Below are 15,810 nucleotides of genomic sequence, written 5' to 3' on the forward strand. Positions count from 1 at the left end.
ATGAGCACACCCACTGAAAATTTAAAGCAAACCCATAAACCTATCGTATTCAGCGGCGCACAGCCTTCCGGTGAATTAACCATCGGTAACTATATGGGTGCATTACGTCAGTGGGTACAGATGCAAGATGACTACGACTGTATCTACTGTATCGTTGACCAACATGCTATTACGGTGCGTCAAGATCCTAACGAACTACGTAAAAGAACCCTTGATACCCTTGCGCTCTATTTAGCCTGCGGCATTGATCCGAAAAAAAGCACTATTTTCGTTCAATCTCACGTGCCACAACATGCACAACTTAGCTGGGCATTAAACTGCTACACCTATTTTGGTGAGCTAAGCCGTATGACTCAGTTTAAAGATAAATCAGCGCGCCATGCAGAAAATATCAATGCAGGCCTATTCGATTACCCTGTATTGATGGCGGCCGATATCCTGCTCTACCAAACTAACCAAGTCCCAGTAGGTATCGACCAAAAACAACACCTTGAACTAAGTCGTGATATTGCTCAGCGCTTCAATGCCATTTATGGTGATATTTTCACAGTGCCAGATCCGTTCATCCCAACCGGTGGCGGCGCTCGCGTAATGGCACTGCAAGACCCAACCAAAAAAATGTCTAAGTCTGATGACAACCGCAATAATGTCATTGCGTTGTTGGAAGACCCGAAATCAGTTGTGAAAAAAATCAAACGTGCCATGACTGACTCCGAAGAACCACCTCGCATTTGTTATGATTTAGAAAATAAACCGGGTGTTTCCAACTTACTAGACATCATGGCTGGTGTGACAGGCAAGAAAATTACGGAGCTCGAAGCTGAGTTTGAAGGGCAAATGTACGGTCATCTTAAAGGTGCTGTTGCAGAAGCTGTATCGAACATGCTGACTGGACTACAGACGCGTTACCATGAGTTCCGTGATAATGAAGTTTTACTGAACCAAATCATGGACGAAGGGGCAACTAAGGCTGCGGCTCGCGCTCAGGAAACCTTAGATAAAGTCTACAATGCGATTGGTTTTGTAAAACGCCCTCAGTCATAATCATGGTATTAACTCAGTAAAAATGGGGGAAATCCCCCATTTTTACTCTAATTCATTCTCGCCCTATTTTTACACGCTCACAGCATTAAATATCGCCATCATACTAAAAACACCCTGAAACTTAATGCCTCCGTATCTTGTCCTGCAAACAAAACAAATAGTCTGGTCAGCAAAACAACTAATTCACGCTAACAAAGCGAAATAACTTAAAGTGTTCGATTCGCTTTGGAGGTTTCATATGCACCGCGCACTTTGGACATTATTGCGTCCCTATCGCTTAACACTGTTATTCGCCGTGATTTTACAGGCTATTGCTGGCCTGTGCTCTTTAATTCCGCTAATAGCCATTAGCCAATTGGCCACAGTTTCCGTTCATCAATATAGCGAATGGCTGATCATTGCCTGCATTGGAGGGACAACTTGGCTTATTTGCCAAACAATCGCGTTCTATTTGACCCATCAAACCGATAACCACTTGTGTTATCAAATTAGACTACAACTAATTGATAAAATAGCAAAATTACCCTTGAGCCATTTTGCCCAACAAGGCAAAGAAGGCTTTCAACAACTTGTTGACCGTGATGTCCGTTGGTTGCACCAATTAACTGCTCATGCTCCTGCTGATATCACCAAGCTGGCTGTCGTCCCCATCTCAGCGACGGCTATTTTAGCTTGGCAAAACATACTGTTAACTCTTTTTTGCTTAATTCCTTTAGCTATATCCGTATACCTGTTTAGACGTATGCGTTCCGCCCGCTACCAAAGCCTATATAGCGCACGCAATGAAACCCTAGGTTATCTCTATCAACAATATAGCGAATTAGCCGATAACCCTGTATTAGCGCGACAATATCCAGACCAATTGATCCAAAAAAAGACGTCACAAGCCTTATCCCAATTCACAACCGCATTCAATCAATGGATTGGTAAAATAGGTGCGCTAAGCTCATTGACTCAAGTAAGTATCAGTTCAACATTACTGTCTTTATGGGTGATTTTCGGCACATTATTGCTGCCTATCGAAACATCCCTCGCACAAACAATTTTATTTCTTTTACTCATTCACAGCATTGCTGCCCCCGTGGCCGCAATGGGTCATGGTGCCGATGCATTACACCTTGCTATGGGTGCTTCAGAGCGTATAACACAACTCCTAGCACAACCGGATATGCATTATGGAGAAAAACAGCTCGATACGCATCATTGTGAACTGAGTTTCTCTCAAGTAGGCGTCGAACTTGGTGGTAATAAGATACTGTCAAACATCAACCTCAATATTCAACACAATGAGTTTGTTGCTATCGTGGGCGCCTCTGGCGCTGGGAAAAGCACTCTTTTGCAACTTATGGCACGCTTTTTAGACCCAACACAAGGCGACATCCGCGTTAATCATATCCCACTGCCTGAGTTGTCTTTGCAAAGCCTAAATCAGACTGTTTCTATTGTGATGCAAAATACTCACCCCATGTCCTGTTCAATCAGAGAAAATTTGCAGATATTTGCCCCTGATGTAACCGATGAAAAAATATACCATTACCTCGGAGCTGTTAATTTACTCCCCTTAATAAAACAACACCCAAAAGGCCTCGATAGCGTCATCGGCCAAGATATAACGTTATCTGGGGGAGAGGCGCAACGTCTAGCTATTGTACGAGCTTTACTCTCCTCGGCACCATTATTACTCTTCGATGAACCCACTTCCGCCCTCGACCCACAAAATGCACAGTGTGTACTGTCATTATTACGTGCAGAACAACGTACTTGCGTACTGGTCACTCACGACTTAAGTGGTTTAAGCATTGCCGATCGCATCCTACTGCTTGATAACGGCGAACTCATTGCCCAAGGCTCCCATCAACAGCTTTGTGAATTATCGGAGCCTTATCAACAACTCTTGCATGCATTGGAGAAAAATCGTGCTTAAAACCTTACTGTATACTGTGCGAGATGCCATTTTTTGGATGGTGCTGGGGGCGGTACTTGATGGTATTAGCGGACTATTGCTATTTTTTGTCATCTTAAATGGGCCACTCCCATCCTCCATCGCCCCTTTAATTTTATTGGCGATTTGCAGCCTGATATCACTGGCTATCACCTTTGTCGCCACACAAAAAGGGTATTTTGCTGGCGGTTTGGTCATGCGCTATCTTGCAATGGCATTAATTCGTCATTTGCCACTATCATTGAAGCCGGTGCCCAATGCTAATCATTTAATTGCAGGGCCTGCATCACAAATCATGTCAGTTCCCGCACACTTACTGCATCCGGTTATCAGCGGGTTAGTGACCCCTGTTACCCTGATCATAGGTGCATTTATCTATAACAGCATTTTTGGTGCTATCTTACTGCTTATTATTGGAACGCTATTATTCACTTTGCGTTTTTGTGCCAGCAAAACTGCCTTCTTCGAACAAGCGGCTCATCAATCAGAACAACAGGCCATTAATACTATTGACCAATTTGCTCTCCACCAGCCATTAATACGCCGCTCGAATATGAGCCATGAACAGCAACAAGGGCTTAAATACGCACTCGCCTCACAATATCAAAGCCAACAACAGCTACAGTATAAAAGCTTGCCCTTTCATTTATTATTCTCAATCATGGTTCAAACCGCCTTTATTTCTTTATTCGGTTTAGGGATTTATTTAGTCAGTCACACACAAATCACCCTCAGCCTGTGCCTTGCGAGTATGGTGCTACTCGCACGGATGATTGAACCACTCTGGATGCTTTCCCATTTAGATCAAACCATTCGGCAGTCTAAAAAATCACTCCAGCAAGTGGAAAATGCCCTTGAAACACCAGAGCTTATATTCCCCTATCGTACATCAGCACCTATTAATCACAGTGTCAGTTGTGAACAGCTATCATTCTATAATGATGAAAAGAAAGCAGTTTTGCAGGACATAAACATATCCTTTCAAGACCAAAAGTTAACAGCCATTGTGGGTCCTTCAGGGGCGGGTAAAAGTACATTATTAGGCTTGCTCGCTCGCTTACAAGACCCAACGCAGGGCCAAGTCAGCTATGGTCAGAAAAATGTGATGGAATTATCGCAGCAGGTACTGTGCAAAGTACGGGGATTCCTACCGCAAGATAGCCGTTTGTTTCGTGGCACAGTAAGGGAAAACCTAACACCAACAAAAGAAAATATTGATGAGAGAGCATTAAGTACGTTATTGACTCAGCTGAATTTTGTCGCCGATAGCACCTTGCTTGATAAAGACGTCGGTGCAGGAGGCATGCTCCTGTCTGGAGGACAAAGACAACGGTTATGTATTGCGAGGCTGCTACTGTGCTGTCCTAACATCATTCTCATGGATGAACCCACTGCGAGCCTTGATAACAACAATACTGCTTCCATTATCAAACTGCTCAAGCTGGCTAAGCAACAAACTCGCATTGTGGTCACCCACCAGCCGAGTCTCGCTCGCCAAGCAGATCAAATAGTTTATATGGAACAGGGAAAGATAATCGCTCAAGGAACCCATCAAGAATTATTTGATAGTGTTCCGTGGTACGAGCGATTTATTCAACAAGGAGACTCTAAAACTAGCCAAGAATGAAAATAACATTAAAAACAATAAATTAAATCATAATTAACACTAGAAATGCCTAATTGTATATCTGCCATTTCCGGTTTTGCTAAGCAACAAACTAACCGCGTTTACCAAATAAACGGTGGCTAAACTCTTCAATACGGTGGTTATCTAAACGATTTTGCATAGTCAGGCTCCAACTCGCGGATAACCCTGCCGCACTGAGTAGTCGCTGATATAGCTGCTCATCATACGGTGCATGAAAAGCGATCATAATCGCTTCTTGCACCGAAACATCACTATTACGACTTAATCGTGTTAATGGCGCATTTTCGCTGACATTTCCTGTTTTTATTACACGGTATAGCCAGCCACAACGGCCATTGTCCTGCATCAGTTGAGCAAAGTTTTCAATACCCGTGAGGCCATTAAGCTTATAACATGGAGAACGGGGTTGAGTGACCTGAATTCGCGCATCTCCCCATGCAAAAATATCCCCAATAAATACATTTTCTTCAGTCATACTTTGGGTGGATATATTTTCGCCAAATGCAGACGCGCCAAATAAATCCTCAAGCTCAGGGTAGGCATGAGTCCAAAAGTCATAATGCTCCCGCGGATAATGGCAAAGTGCTCTATCTGGCCCGCCATGAAAACGTTTTTCCGCCTGCTCATCCCCCTCGAGTCCCAATTGCCCTAGCATCAAAACGCCATCCACTGCCAGTTTGTGGATAGCACTATAACCACAAGATTGGGTTGCTTGGACTTTACCAATAAAGACTTCGGGAAAAACGTTCATGCGAGATCACACCTTAATACTAACGTAGGATGAAATAACGGTACTCTTTCAAGTTACCATAACCCATGGTTAATAACCTCACTAATTTTTAGCAAGGCTCCAAACAATGTCAGCTCTAAAATAATATAGATTAACAGCCCCCAAGTAAGAGCAATCCACCAAGAATTAAACCATTTTATAAATATCCAAGGAAACGCAAGAATACGCGATACGGTTATCCCTGGTAACCTCAATTTTGGTATCCCTTTTGTCTTTGGTGCTATTTGCCAGATAATTATTAACAAGAACATACCACTGAACATGATAGTTCCCACCTGATTATCCCCCCCTTTAATTTTAATATTCACTATGTCAACAATGACAGACATAATGAATGCATATATCCCTATTAGCACCATTATCGAAAATAAGAAGTCCAACAATAAAAATATAGCACCAGCAGTGTCTTTATTTTTATTCACAAAGAAAAATAATAATGCATCGCTCAGAAACAGATAAAAAACAAAAATCACTGCAACAGTAACAAGAGCGCGATTATCAATATTCTCAGAGTGTGACAAAAGACAAAATTGACTTCCCCAAAAAACAAGGAGAAATAATTGGTAGACTTCAAAATATGTTCTAGGCTGACTGAAAAAAGCAGCTACCGATGGGTTAATCCGGTCGGTAAGTTCTGGATAGTTATGGGTAATCTGCTTATATTGCTTCATCAACAGATCCAATAAGCCCGGTACTAACCGCATCCACCATTTAATATCTGTACTTTCACTAATTAAAAAGCGCATCGTAAACGCTGAAATAGAGTGCGGATGGGATGCTTCAATTTCGCAATCTCGCCATGCACGAGCAACCTCTGTGTTGCGTAATTGTTTTTGAAGGCCTTCTTGAATAAATACAGGAATTCGACTATCCGAGTTATATTCATTTAACCGCCAATCTAACAATTCAGAGACACACTCTACGGTAGATTCCATTAACCCCTGTTGCTGTGATAATGCTTTGGCAAAATCTTTATTAAACTGAGAAAACAGTTGGAGATTCCCATATTCCAATACATGCGACCAAAGAAGGGATAACGCAGTCTTCCCTTTTCTTTCATTTTCTACGATCAAGCTCGCTACGGTATTAATTTCATCTTGAGTATAAACCGCTTCCACCACGGAGGTAGTTGTTAAAGACTCTTCGGCTATAGACTGGTTTGTTAGCCAATGAGAAAAAGAGACTTCTTGATATCCAGTGTGCTCATCTAATGGTGCCGCTTCACTATGATTTTCATCTTTAAAGACGAACTCAGCATAATAATGTTCTTGATTAGAGACAATTTCTTTTGCTTTTTCAAACGCTTCCCTTAGCTGCTGGTACTCTTTGGGGTGAGTATCTGGCCGATACTTTTTGAGTTGCTTTGCATAAGCTCTACGGATTTCTTTTTCGTCATCAGTTGCAGAAATTTCTAATATTTGCCATATATCCATTAATATGAATTCCTTTCATATCGTTGCAAAAATTGATTAACTTGTTGGCGAATTTCTGCAATTAAACGAAGATCTTGGCTATTTAAGGCTCTTTCAAACTCCGTTGTGACTCTGTCGACCCACAATCTTTCGTCCCCTAACAAGAACTCATATAATTGGGAACACCGCGCTAATATTTCTCTATTCTCAGGCAGATCCCTCGGGTGTTGTTTTAATGCGGAAATTTTAGCCAAACTCGCCGCTATTTGCGCTTCACTCATTTGTCCGGGTACTTTTTCAATCAAGAGCCTGAAAACTTTCGGGCTTCCTTTATAATGGCATTCAACTTCAAGTAAGCCATCGACCGTATAGGTAAATCGAACCTCAATAATCACCTCCCCAGCAGGACGAGGAGGAATATCAACCTGTAGCTCTCCAAGGAAAATATTATCTTTCACTAAGCGAGCCTCACCCTGATACACTTTGAGCAAAATATGCTCTTGGTTATCGGTTATGGTGCTCAATTCTTGCATTTTACTGATAGGTAAGAAATTATTACGTTCAATAATAGGGTGATAATAACCAAATTCAAAACGATCACCATGTTGTTTCGTGGCATCAACCCCTAATGAAAATGGCATAACATCCGTTAAAACCACATCATCCAATGCACAATCCGCCATTACCATTCCAGCTTGCACTCCGGCGCCTAATGCAACCGCTTCATCAGGGTTCAAATCATGACGAGGGAAACGTCCGAATAATCGTGCAACAGTTTGCCTAACAAGCGGCATCCGCGTGGCACCTCCCACCAGCAAAATATCATCAAGGTCACTGAGTGAAAAACGAGAATCATGCAATGATTGTAAAATAGGTTGTTGAAGGCGAGCTAATAAAGGTTGGCAGCAAGAGGCCAACTCTTGCTCAGTCATATTCCATTGCCAATCTCGGTCATTCCAGTGCAAAGAAACACGGCATTCTGTTGTTTTACTTAATTCAAGCTTGAGGTGTTCCGCTAATTTCAATAATTCAGGACGAATAACTAAATGATCTTTTTGCAATTCAGGGTATTGCTCTAACATCCACTGATAAATCACCTCACGAAAATCATCCCCACCTAAACGGACATCACCACTACTGGCACAAACCTCGATAACTCCCTCAAACATATCGATGATCGAGACGTCAAACGTGCCACCACCAAGGTCGAATGTTAGGTATTTATGTTCTTTATTTTCGAGTAACCCAAAAGCGAGGGAGGCAGCTGTAGGTTCATTCAAAAGCCTTACTACCGTTAACCCAGCGAGTTGACCTGCCGTTTTAACCGCACGTCGCTGGACATCATTAAAATAAGCAGGAACGGTGATAACCGATTCCCTAATGGCATAGCCTAACCATGCTTCGACATCATCCTTAAGTTGTCGTAATAACAGAGCAGAAACTTCTTCTGCACGAAAAACCAATTTACCTAACGTAATAATGGCATCCGTTCCCATAAAGCGCTTAAAACTCGCTTTAGTGAGTTCAGGGTGACTTTGCAAACGGTCATGAGCAGCTTGCCCTACAATAATATTACCGTCATCATCCAAACCAACCACTGACGGTGTTAACACTTTTCCATACTGATTAGGAATCAAAACTGCTTTACCATCTAGCCATAAGCTGACCGCACTGTTACTCGTACCAAGGTCGATACCCATGACTAAACGTGTTGCTATATCACCCATTTTACCCATTCCTTGAATTATGAATAAGTCCACAGTATATAAAATAAACTTATTCAATCGATATTTGCCTTCCTTGTATATTAAATGATAATGAGTTTCGTTTAACACAAAAAATATAAAACTTTTGAATAAACCTCAAATTATGGATATAAAAAAGGCGTAACACCTATCGTGTTACGCCTACTCGCTATTTAATAAAATAGTTAATTATTTAGCTTTTGCTGCAAAACGTGCCGCCGCTTCGTCCCAGTTAACAACCGACCAGAACGCTTTAATGTAATCAGGACGACGGTTTTGGAATTTCAAGTAGTAAGCGTGTTCCCACACATCTAAACCGATGATTGGGTAACCAGAAACCCCAGAAATGGCTTCACCCATTAAAGGACTATCTTGGTTTGCTGTTGAAACGACAGCTAATTTACCGTCATCTTTAAGAACTAACCAAGCCCAACCCGAACCAAAACGAGTTGCGGCTGCTTTTTCAAACTGTTCTTTAAATGCATCAACGCTACCGAAATCACGCTCAATGGCAGCTTTCAGTTCGCCTTTTAATTCAGTACCTAATTTCAAACCTTTCCAGAACAGACTATGGTTTGAGTGACCACCCGCGTTATTGCGTACAAATGTGCGCTGATCTGCAGGAATTTCATCTAATTTTTGAATCAGGACATCAATATCTAAACCTGCTAATTCTGGCAGTTTTTCTAACGCTGTATTGGTGTTAGTCACATAGGTTTGGTGGTGCTTAGTGTGATGGATTTCCATAGTTTGTTTATCAAAATGTGGTTCCAACGCATCATAAGCATAAGGTAAAGCAGGTAATGTATAACTCATTTTATTGTCTCCAGTGACGTAAATACCACTATGTTTCTCATTTTCACCACAAGGCTCATAGGGTATGCACTTGCTTAACTTCGTACCTTGTGAATTACTGTCTATTATAGTTATTTTACTGTTAATGAAAATCATTATCAAACCCACACTTAAAATGTGGACTTCTTCATCAGCTATAAGATCTCATTTATTCAGTAACTAATACCAATATCACAACCTTTTATTTTTCTTTAATGCTAACATTATTAATATTCTTAGTTATATATCTTAAATTAGGATTTAGCATCAAATGATAATCCTGCAAATATCATTGCAATTAATACGTGATCTTCCACGCAAAAGAAAAACAAATTTATATCTTGTGCTTTAGTTAACTTTTTTTTGACATAGTATTAACATCTGCAAGGAGATAATAATATGACTCAAATAACTAAACATCCAGTTCCTGCTGAAATTGCAAAAAATGCCCTGATAAACGAACAACAGTATAACGATGAGTACCAACGCTCGATTCAAGACCCTGAAGGATTTTGGGGCGAAAAAGGAAAAATCGTTGATTGGATTAAGCCATACACCCGTGTTAAAAACACCTCTTTTGACCCTGGACACATCGATATCCGTTGGTTTGAAGATGGTACCTTAAACTTAAGTGCTAACTGTTTGGATCGCCATCTGACTGAAAAAGGTGAGCAAACAGCGATTATTTGGGAAGGTGATGATCCGTCATCATCAAAAAATGTAACGTATCGTGAACTGCACCAAGATGTCTGCCAATTTGCTAATGTCTTGAAAAAGCAAGGCATCCGTAAAGGTGATGTGGTTGCTATTTATATGCCAATGGTTGTTGAGGCCGCCGTCGCCATGCTAGCGTGTGCGCGTATCGGTGCGATACATACCGTCATTTTTGCTGGCTTCTCCCCTGAGGCCGTCTCTGGACGCGTTATTGACTGCAAAGCTAAACTTATCATCACCGCTGATGAAGGCTTACGTGCCGGTCGAACCATTCCATTAAAGAAAAATGTGGATGATGCATTAACCAACCCACAGGTCACCACCGTATCAAATGTCATTGTTTACCAACGTACAGGTAATGCTCCAAGTTGGGTCGAAGGCCGCGACTTATGGTGGCATGATGTGACTAAAGGCGTAAGCACCGACTGTCCACCTGAAGAAATGAACGCTGAAGACCCACTGTTCATTCTTTATACTTCCGGCTCTACAGGTAAACCGAAAGGTGTTCTGCATACTACTGGTGGGTATTTAGTTTATGCGACGCTCACCTTCAAATACACCTTTGATTATCATCCAGAAGAAGTTTATTGGTGTACCGCAGATGTGGGCTGGGTAACAGGACATAGCTACTTGCTGTATGGCCCATTATCCAACGGCGCAAAAACCCTAATGTTCGAGGGAGTTCCTAACTATCCATCTGTTAATCGAATGAGTCAGGTGGTTGATAAACACCAAGTTAATATTCTTTATACCGCCCCCACTGCGATACGTGCCCTGATGGCAGAAGGTGATAAAGCAATTGAAGGTACTGACCGCAGCTCATTACGTATCTTAGGCTCGGTGGGTGAACCAATAAACCCTGAAGCGTGGGAATGGTTCTACAAAAAAATCGGTAATAGCCGCTGTCCTGTGGTTGATACATGGTGGCAAACCGAAACTGGGGGGTTCATGATCACGCCGCTTCCAGGAGCAACTATGCTGAAACCAGGTTCAGCAACATTGCCTTTCTTCGGAGTTCGTCCCGCCTTAGTGGACAATCTAGGCGAACCTATTGAAGGCGCAACTGAAGGCAACTTAGTAATTGTCGATTCGTGGCCGGGTCAAGCACGTACCTTATTCGGTGATCACGAACGATTCGAGCAAACCTATTTCTCCACGTTTAAAGGCATGTACTTTAGTGGTGACGGTGCTCGTCGTGATGAAGACGGTTACTATTGGATCACAGGTCGTGTGGATGATGTACTTAATATTTCAGGCCATCGTTTAGGTACGGCAGAAATAGAGTCCGCGCTTGTTGCACATCCAAAAGTCGCTGAAGCTGCCGTTGTTGGCATTCCTCATAATATTAAAGGGCAAGCAATTTACGCTTATGTCACACTAATATCAGAGGTTGAGCCTTCACCTGAGCTATATACTGAAGTTCGCAACTGGGTACGTAAAGAAATTGGCCCAATTGCCACACCGGATATTCTTCACTGGACGGATTCTTTACCAAAAACCCGCTCTGGTAAAATCATGCGTCGTATCCTACGTAAAATTGCATCGGGGGACACCAGCAACTTTGGAGATACCTCCACTCTGGCCGATCCTGGTGTTGTCGAAAAATTACTCGAAGAAAAACAGTCTATGAGTATGCCATAGTTCAGAAAGGTCGTCTGATGGCGGCCTTTATATAAATACTCAAAATCATTAAAAGCGCCAGAAATGAGATGCGCAATTACCCTAGAAAAATATCTGGGTAGCTATATGCGGCCAATTTTCTGTCATTTTAAAGAGAATAGAGTACCAATAATACAATAACAGAGGAGAACTCTGATGAATGCTACTGCTTACGAAAAGGTAGAGGATAACCCTCGCTTTAAAGAACTCGTTAGAAAACGTAGTCGCTTTTCATGGTTGTTATCAATAGTAACGCTCGTGCTGTATGTTGGTTTTATTTTTCTTATCGCTTTTGACCCAAACTGGTTAGGAACACCAATATCTGAAGGTTCATACATTACAAGGGGAATTCCTGTTGGTGTAGGGCTGATCGTCATTTCATTTGTACTCACAGGGCTTTACGTTATTCGTGCCAACGGTGAATACGACCGTTTAACGGCAGAAATCCTAAAAGAGGTAGAAAAATGAAAATATTGCTCTCACTCATTCTTTTTTTTACCTCATCAATGGCATTTTCCGATGCATTGACTGGGGATGTTGAACGCCAGCCTGTTAATATTCAGGCGATTGTGATGTTCTTACTATTTGTCGGCTTTACCTTATATATTACCTACTGGGCGTCAAAAAGAACGCGCTCTCGCTCTGATTACTATACAGCTGGCGGGAAAATTACAGGTTTTCAAAACGGCATGGCTATCGCGGGTGACTTTATGTCCGCAGCCTCCTTCTTAGGGATATCCGCACTAGTCTATACCTCAGGCTATGATGGTTTAATTTACTCTATTGGCTTCTTAATTGGCTGGCCGATCATTCTATTCTTAATTGCCGAGCGCTTACGTAATTTAGGTCGTTATACTTTTGCTGACGTTGCATCCTATCGATTAAAACAAAGACCTATCCGCATTCTATCCGCTGTGGGTTCCTTGGTTGTTGTTGCCTTGTACCTTATCGCTCAAATGGTGGGGGCAGGTAAACTGATCGAATTATTATTTGGTCTGAACTACCATGTTGCTGTTGTCATTGTGGGTATCCTGATGGTGCTATATGTCCTATTTGGTGGCATGTTAGCCACAACTTGGGTACAAATAATTAAAGCCATCTTATTGCTCGCGGGTGCAACATTCATGGCTGTTATGGTTATGAAACACGTAGGCTTTAACTTTAATACCCTGTTTAAAGAAGCGGTTGCTATTCATAAAAATGGTATTGCCATTATGAGCCCAGGAGGGCTGGTTTCTGACCCAATATCCGCCTTATCCCTTGGACTTGCATTGATGTTTGGTACCGCAGGTCTTCCTCACATTATTATGCGATTCTTCACCGTTAGTGATGCAAAAGAAGCTCGTAAAAGTGTGTTCTATGCAACTGGTTTTATTGGTTACTTTTACATATTAACCTTTATTATTGGTTTCGGTGCGATTGTCCTTGTTAGCTCTAACCCTGCATTTAAAGATGCTGCTGGTGCATTAATTGGTGGAACTAATATGGCTGCGGTGCACCTTGCTGATGCTGTTGGCGGTAATTTCTTCTTAGGCTTCATTTCTGCTGTTGCATTCGCCACTATCCTTGCGGTTGTTGCAGGCTTAACCTTAGCAGGGGCTTCTGCGGTTTCACATGACCTATATGCGATGGCAATGAAAAACGGTAAAGCAAATGAAAAAGATGAATTACGTGTATCTAAAATTACCGTTGTTATTTTAGGCTTCGTCGCTATTGGATTAGGTATTTTGTTTGAAAAACAAAATATTGCTTTCATGGTTGGTTTAGCTTTCTCAATTGCAGCAAGCTGTAATTTCCCAATCATTTTGCTCTCAATGTACTGGCGTAAACTTACCACTCGTGGAGCACTGGCTGGCGGTTGGTTTGGTTTAATTACCGCTGTTGTCTTGATGATTTTAGGGCCAACCATCTGGGTCAGTATTCTTCATCATGAAAAACCAATCTATCCTTATGAGTATCCAGCAATATTCTCTATGGCAGTTGCTTTTATTGCTGCATGGTTATTCTCTGTTACAGATAATTCAGAACAAGGAAAAATAGAAAGAGAGCGCTTTAAAGAACAGTTTATTCGTTCACAGATTGGACTTGGTATTGAGCAAGGAAAATCACATTAACGTCTATCTCTAATAATATGGAATAAAAAACGGCCAGCTAGGTCGTTTTTTATTGTGCACATCACCTAAAATTTACCGAGGTCATGTTGATAATTAGAAATCAAGGTATGGTGGTGTCGACGCTAATCGCTAATGATGTTAAAAAACTTGAGAATAAAAATATTTAGTTTAAAAATATTTGCAAAAGGTTTCATACGTATAAAGAAAGAGCATGTTTCTTCAAGATATAAGATAATATTGAGTACATTTCTCTTTATTTTATATTCAAAAATAGTACCAAGTAGGAATACACAGATAAAAATCCCTCAACTAAAAATAGCCGAGGGATATGCAGAGGTTTATTAGATTATTAGCGTACGCTAATTTACATAGTACAGCCTTTCTTTGTCAGCCCAAGTTTTTACTAGTGAATAATTACTTGATGGGTTTGCCTTTCTCTCTTTTTGAAGATTCTTAAATTCTGTTTTATTTTTTGGCGTATAACGCATCAACAATTGATCTAATACGATATGTTTCTCCGCAAATTCAGAACCAATTTTTAAAGTCTTATATAAGGTGTATGTGATGATGGCACTGACGGCCAACATAGCAACCACTGAAACAAAGCTGTAGTCTATTCCCAAAAAATTTCTTGCGGCATTTAATAGTAAAAATGGAACAAAGAACATCACAAGTATAGAAAGAATAATTGCACCATCTTGTGCATTGTTAAATTCGTTTTCTTTCTGCTTATTTATAGAAAGAATTTGATCAAAAATCTTATGATTAGCGCTTTTTACCTTTTTCATGTGATCCACCTTTGGTACATAAATAATATTTACATGAAATACAGTCAGTTAATAGTCATGGCTTATTTTATAAACAACACCTTGAACCGCACTTTTTCATTAAAAATCCTATTTATAAAAAAAATTCATATCTGGCATAATCTCTAAAACTGGTTTATTTATTATACACACCACAAATTGAAACATCAATTTAACAATTTTTATATATAAAAATAAACATTGGTTTAAATTTTAGTCAGGTTCTCAAAGTAATGATGGACTATTTTTATGCCATAAAAAATAGCAACTCATAGCTTATATATTGATATAGTTGACTTTATAAACATAAAATCATATTTTTTATAAGGTGAAATTAAAACCATAAAAACCATAAAAAAGAAAAAATCAAAATGAGTAAAGTAGGCTTAATCCATGAACTTTTCCCGAAGATTTATTAGTAAATTTAATTAATTATAATTTATCTATCGGTAGAGTATGTGAATATATTCATTTATACCTATTTAATAAACTTACCTTCACCGATCCATTTTTCTAATCTAAGTAAGCTATTACTCACTACGTTAGTTCCAGTAAACCTATTCATAGCGGTGATAGACAAGCTTCCAAATCATCATACCAGCCTAATTTCCTTAAGCCCCACGACGATGCCTTCAACAATCTGTGAGCTGTTACTTACTATTTTGGTTCATGCGATCCTATCCATTTCGATGATGAATAAGCATCTATCCCACAAAATCTATCTGATCCCACTCAAAGTTCCGACTAACAACCAAGTAACAAGTGAGCTGTTACTCACTACTTTAGTTCCAGTAAACCTATTCATAGCGGTGATAGACAAGCTTCCAAATCATCATACCTGTCTAATAAATCCATTTAAGCCTAAAGTGGGTATCTTGGATAGGATAAGAAGTGATAAAAAGAAGAAAAAAGAAACAATAACTATCATTTCCCCAAACGCAAAAAAGCCACCCAATGGGTGGCTTCTTCACTAATTTAATGTCTGGCAGTTCCCTACTCTCACATGGGGAGACCCCACACTACCATCGGCGCTACGGCGTTTCACTGCTGAGTTCGGCATGGGGTCAGGTGGGACCACCGCGCTATTGCCGCCAGACAAATT

The 15,810-nt window shown here is 40.7% G+C and carries 11 protein-coding genes and 1 rRNA gene; 6 read left to right on the top strand and 6 right to left on the bottom strand.

Annotation, left to right across the window (positions count from 1 at the left end; genetic code table 11):
* The 3 genes from trpS (at position 1) to ACLPIE_RS17530 (ending at position 4,613) form a co-directional block, all read left to right on the top strand.
* Complete coding sequence (gene trpS / locus ACLPIE_RS17520; protein WP_430262996.1) at positions 1 to 1,044, top strand: tryptophan--tRNA ligase; 1,044 nt, start codon at positions 1 to 3, stop codon at positions 1,042 to 1,044.
* A gap of 238 nt (positions 1,045 to 1,282) precedes the next feature.
* Positions 1,283 to 2,968: an ABC transporter ATP-binding protein gene (locus ACLPIE_RS17525; RefSeq protein WP_430262997.1), complete on the top strand. Its 1,686-nt coding sequence runs from the start codon at positions 1,283 to 1,285 to the stop codon at positions 2,966 to 2,968.
* Positions 2,961 to 4,613 (top strand): ATP-binding cassette domain-containing protein, encoded by a 1,653-nt coding sequence (locus ACLPIE_RS17530; RefSeq protein ID WP_430262998.1) that lies wholly within the window; start codon positions 2,961 to 2,963, stop codon positions 4,611 to 4,613. Before ACLPIE_RS17525 ends, ACLPIE_RS17530 begins: the two co-directional genes overlap by 8 nt.
* A 91-nt stretch (positions 4,614 to 4,704) precedes the next feature.
* Here ACLPIE_RS17530 and yiiM read toward each other — a convergent pair whose 3' ends face one another.
* The 4 genes from yiiM to sodA form a co-directional block, all read right to left on the bottom strand.
* Positions 4,705 to 5,385, bottom strand: a complete 681-nt coding sequence (yiiM, locus tag ACLPIE_RS17535) for a 6-hydroxyaminopurine reductase (protein ID WP_430262999.1) — start codon at positions 5,383 to 5,385, stop codon at positions 4,705 to 4,707.
* 53 nt (positions 5,386 to 5,438) lie between these two features.
* The gene (locus tag ACLPIE_RS17540; protein ID WP_430263000.1) at positions 5,439 to 6,857 is read right to left on the bottom strand and encodes a J domain-containing protein; all 1,419 of its coding nucleotides are present in this window, start codon (positions 6,855 to 6,857) and stop codon (positions 5,439 to 5,441) included.
* Positions 6,857 to 8,563: an Hsp70 family protein gene (locus ACLPIE_RS17545; protein ID WP_430263001.1), complete on the bottom strand. Its 1,707-nt coding sequence runs from the start codon at positions 8,561 to 8,563 to the stop codon at positions 6,857 to 6,859. The genes ACLPIE_RS17540 and ACLPIE_RS17545 overlap by 1 nt, the downstream gene beginning before the upstream one ends.
* A 207-nt stretch (positions 8,564 to 8,770) precedes the next feature.
* Positions 8,771 to 9,397, bottom strand: a complete 627-nt coding sequence (gene sodA, locus ACLPIE_RS17550) for a superoxide dismutase [Mn] (protein ID WP_430263002.1) — start codon at positions 9,395 to 9,397, stop codon at positions 8,771 to 8,773.
* Positions 9,398 to 9,814: 417 nt separating this feature from the next.
* On the opposite strand from sodA, the gene acs reads away from it, so the two are divergent.
* The 3 genes from acs to actP all read left to right on the top strand — a co-directional run bounded on the left by acs (position 9,815) and on the right by actP (position 13,902).
* Positions 9,815 to 11,770, top strand: a complete 1,956-nt coding sequence (gene acs / locus ACLPIE_RS17555) for an acetate--CoA ligase (RefSeq protein WP_430263003.1) — start codon at positions 9,815 to 9,817, stop codon at positions 11,768 to 11,770.
* Between the two features lie 174 nt (positions 11,771 to 11,944).
* Entirely contained in the window at positions 11,945 to 12,256 is a 312-nt protein-coding gene (locus ACLPIE_RS17560) for a DUF485 domain-containing protein (RefSeq protein ID WP_430263004.1), read from the top strand.
* The gene (gene actP, locus ACLPIE_RS17565) at positions 12,253 to 13,902 is read left to right on the top strand and encodes a cation/acetate symporter ActP (protein ID WP_430263005.1); all 1,650 of its coding nucleotides are present in this window, start codon (positions 12,253 to 12,255) and stop codon (positions 13,900 to 13,902) included. Before ACLPIE_RS17560 ends, actP begins: the two co-directional genes overlap by 4 nt.
* Before the next feature lie 359 nt (positions 13,903 to 14,261).
* On the opposite strand, the gene ACLPIE_RS17570 is transcribed toward actP, so the two are convergent.
* The gene (locus ACLPIE_RS17570) at positions 14,262 to 14,690 is read right to left on the bottom strand and encodes a hypothetical protein (RefSeq protein WP_430263006.1); all 429 of its coding nucleotides are present in this window, start codon (positions 14,688 to 14,690) and stop codon (positions 14,262 to 14,264) included.
* 998 nt (positions 14,691 to 15,688) lie between these two features.
* Positions 15,689 to 15,804, bottom strand: a 5S ribosomal RNA gene (gene rrf, locus ACLPIE_RS17575).
* Between the last annotated feature and the right edge of the window lie 6 nt (positions 15,805 to 15,810).

The sequence above is a fragment of the Providencia sp. Me31A genome, assembly GCF_050487165.1.
In the GTDB taxonomy this organism is placed as follows: domain Bacteria; phylum Pseudomonadota; class Gammaproteobacteria; order Enterobacterales; family Enterobacteriaceae; genus Providencia.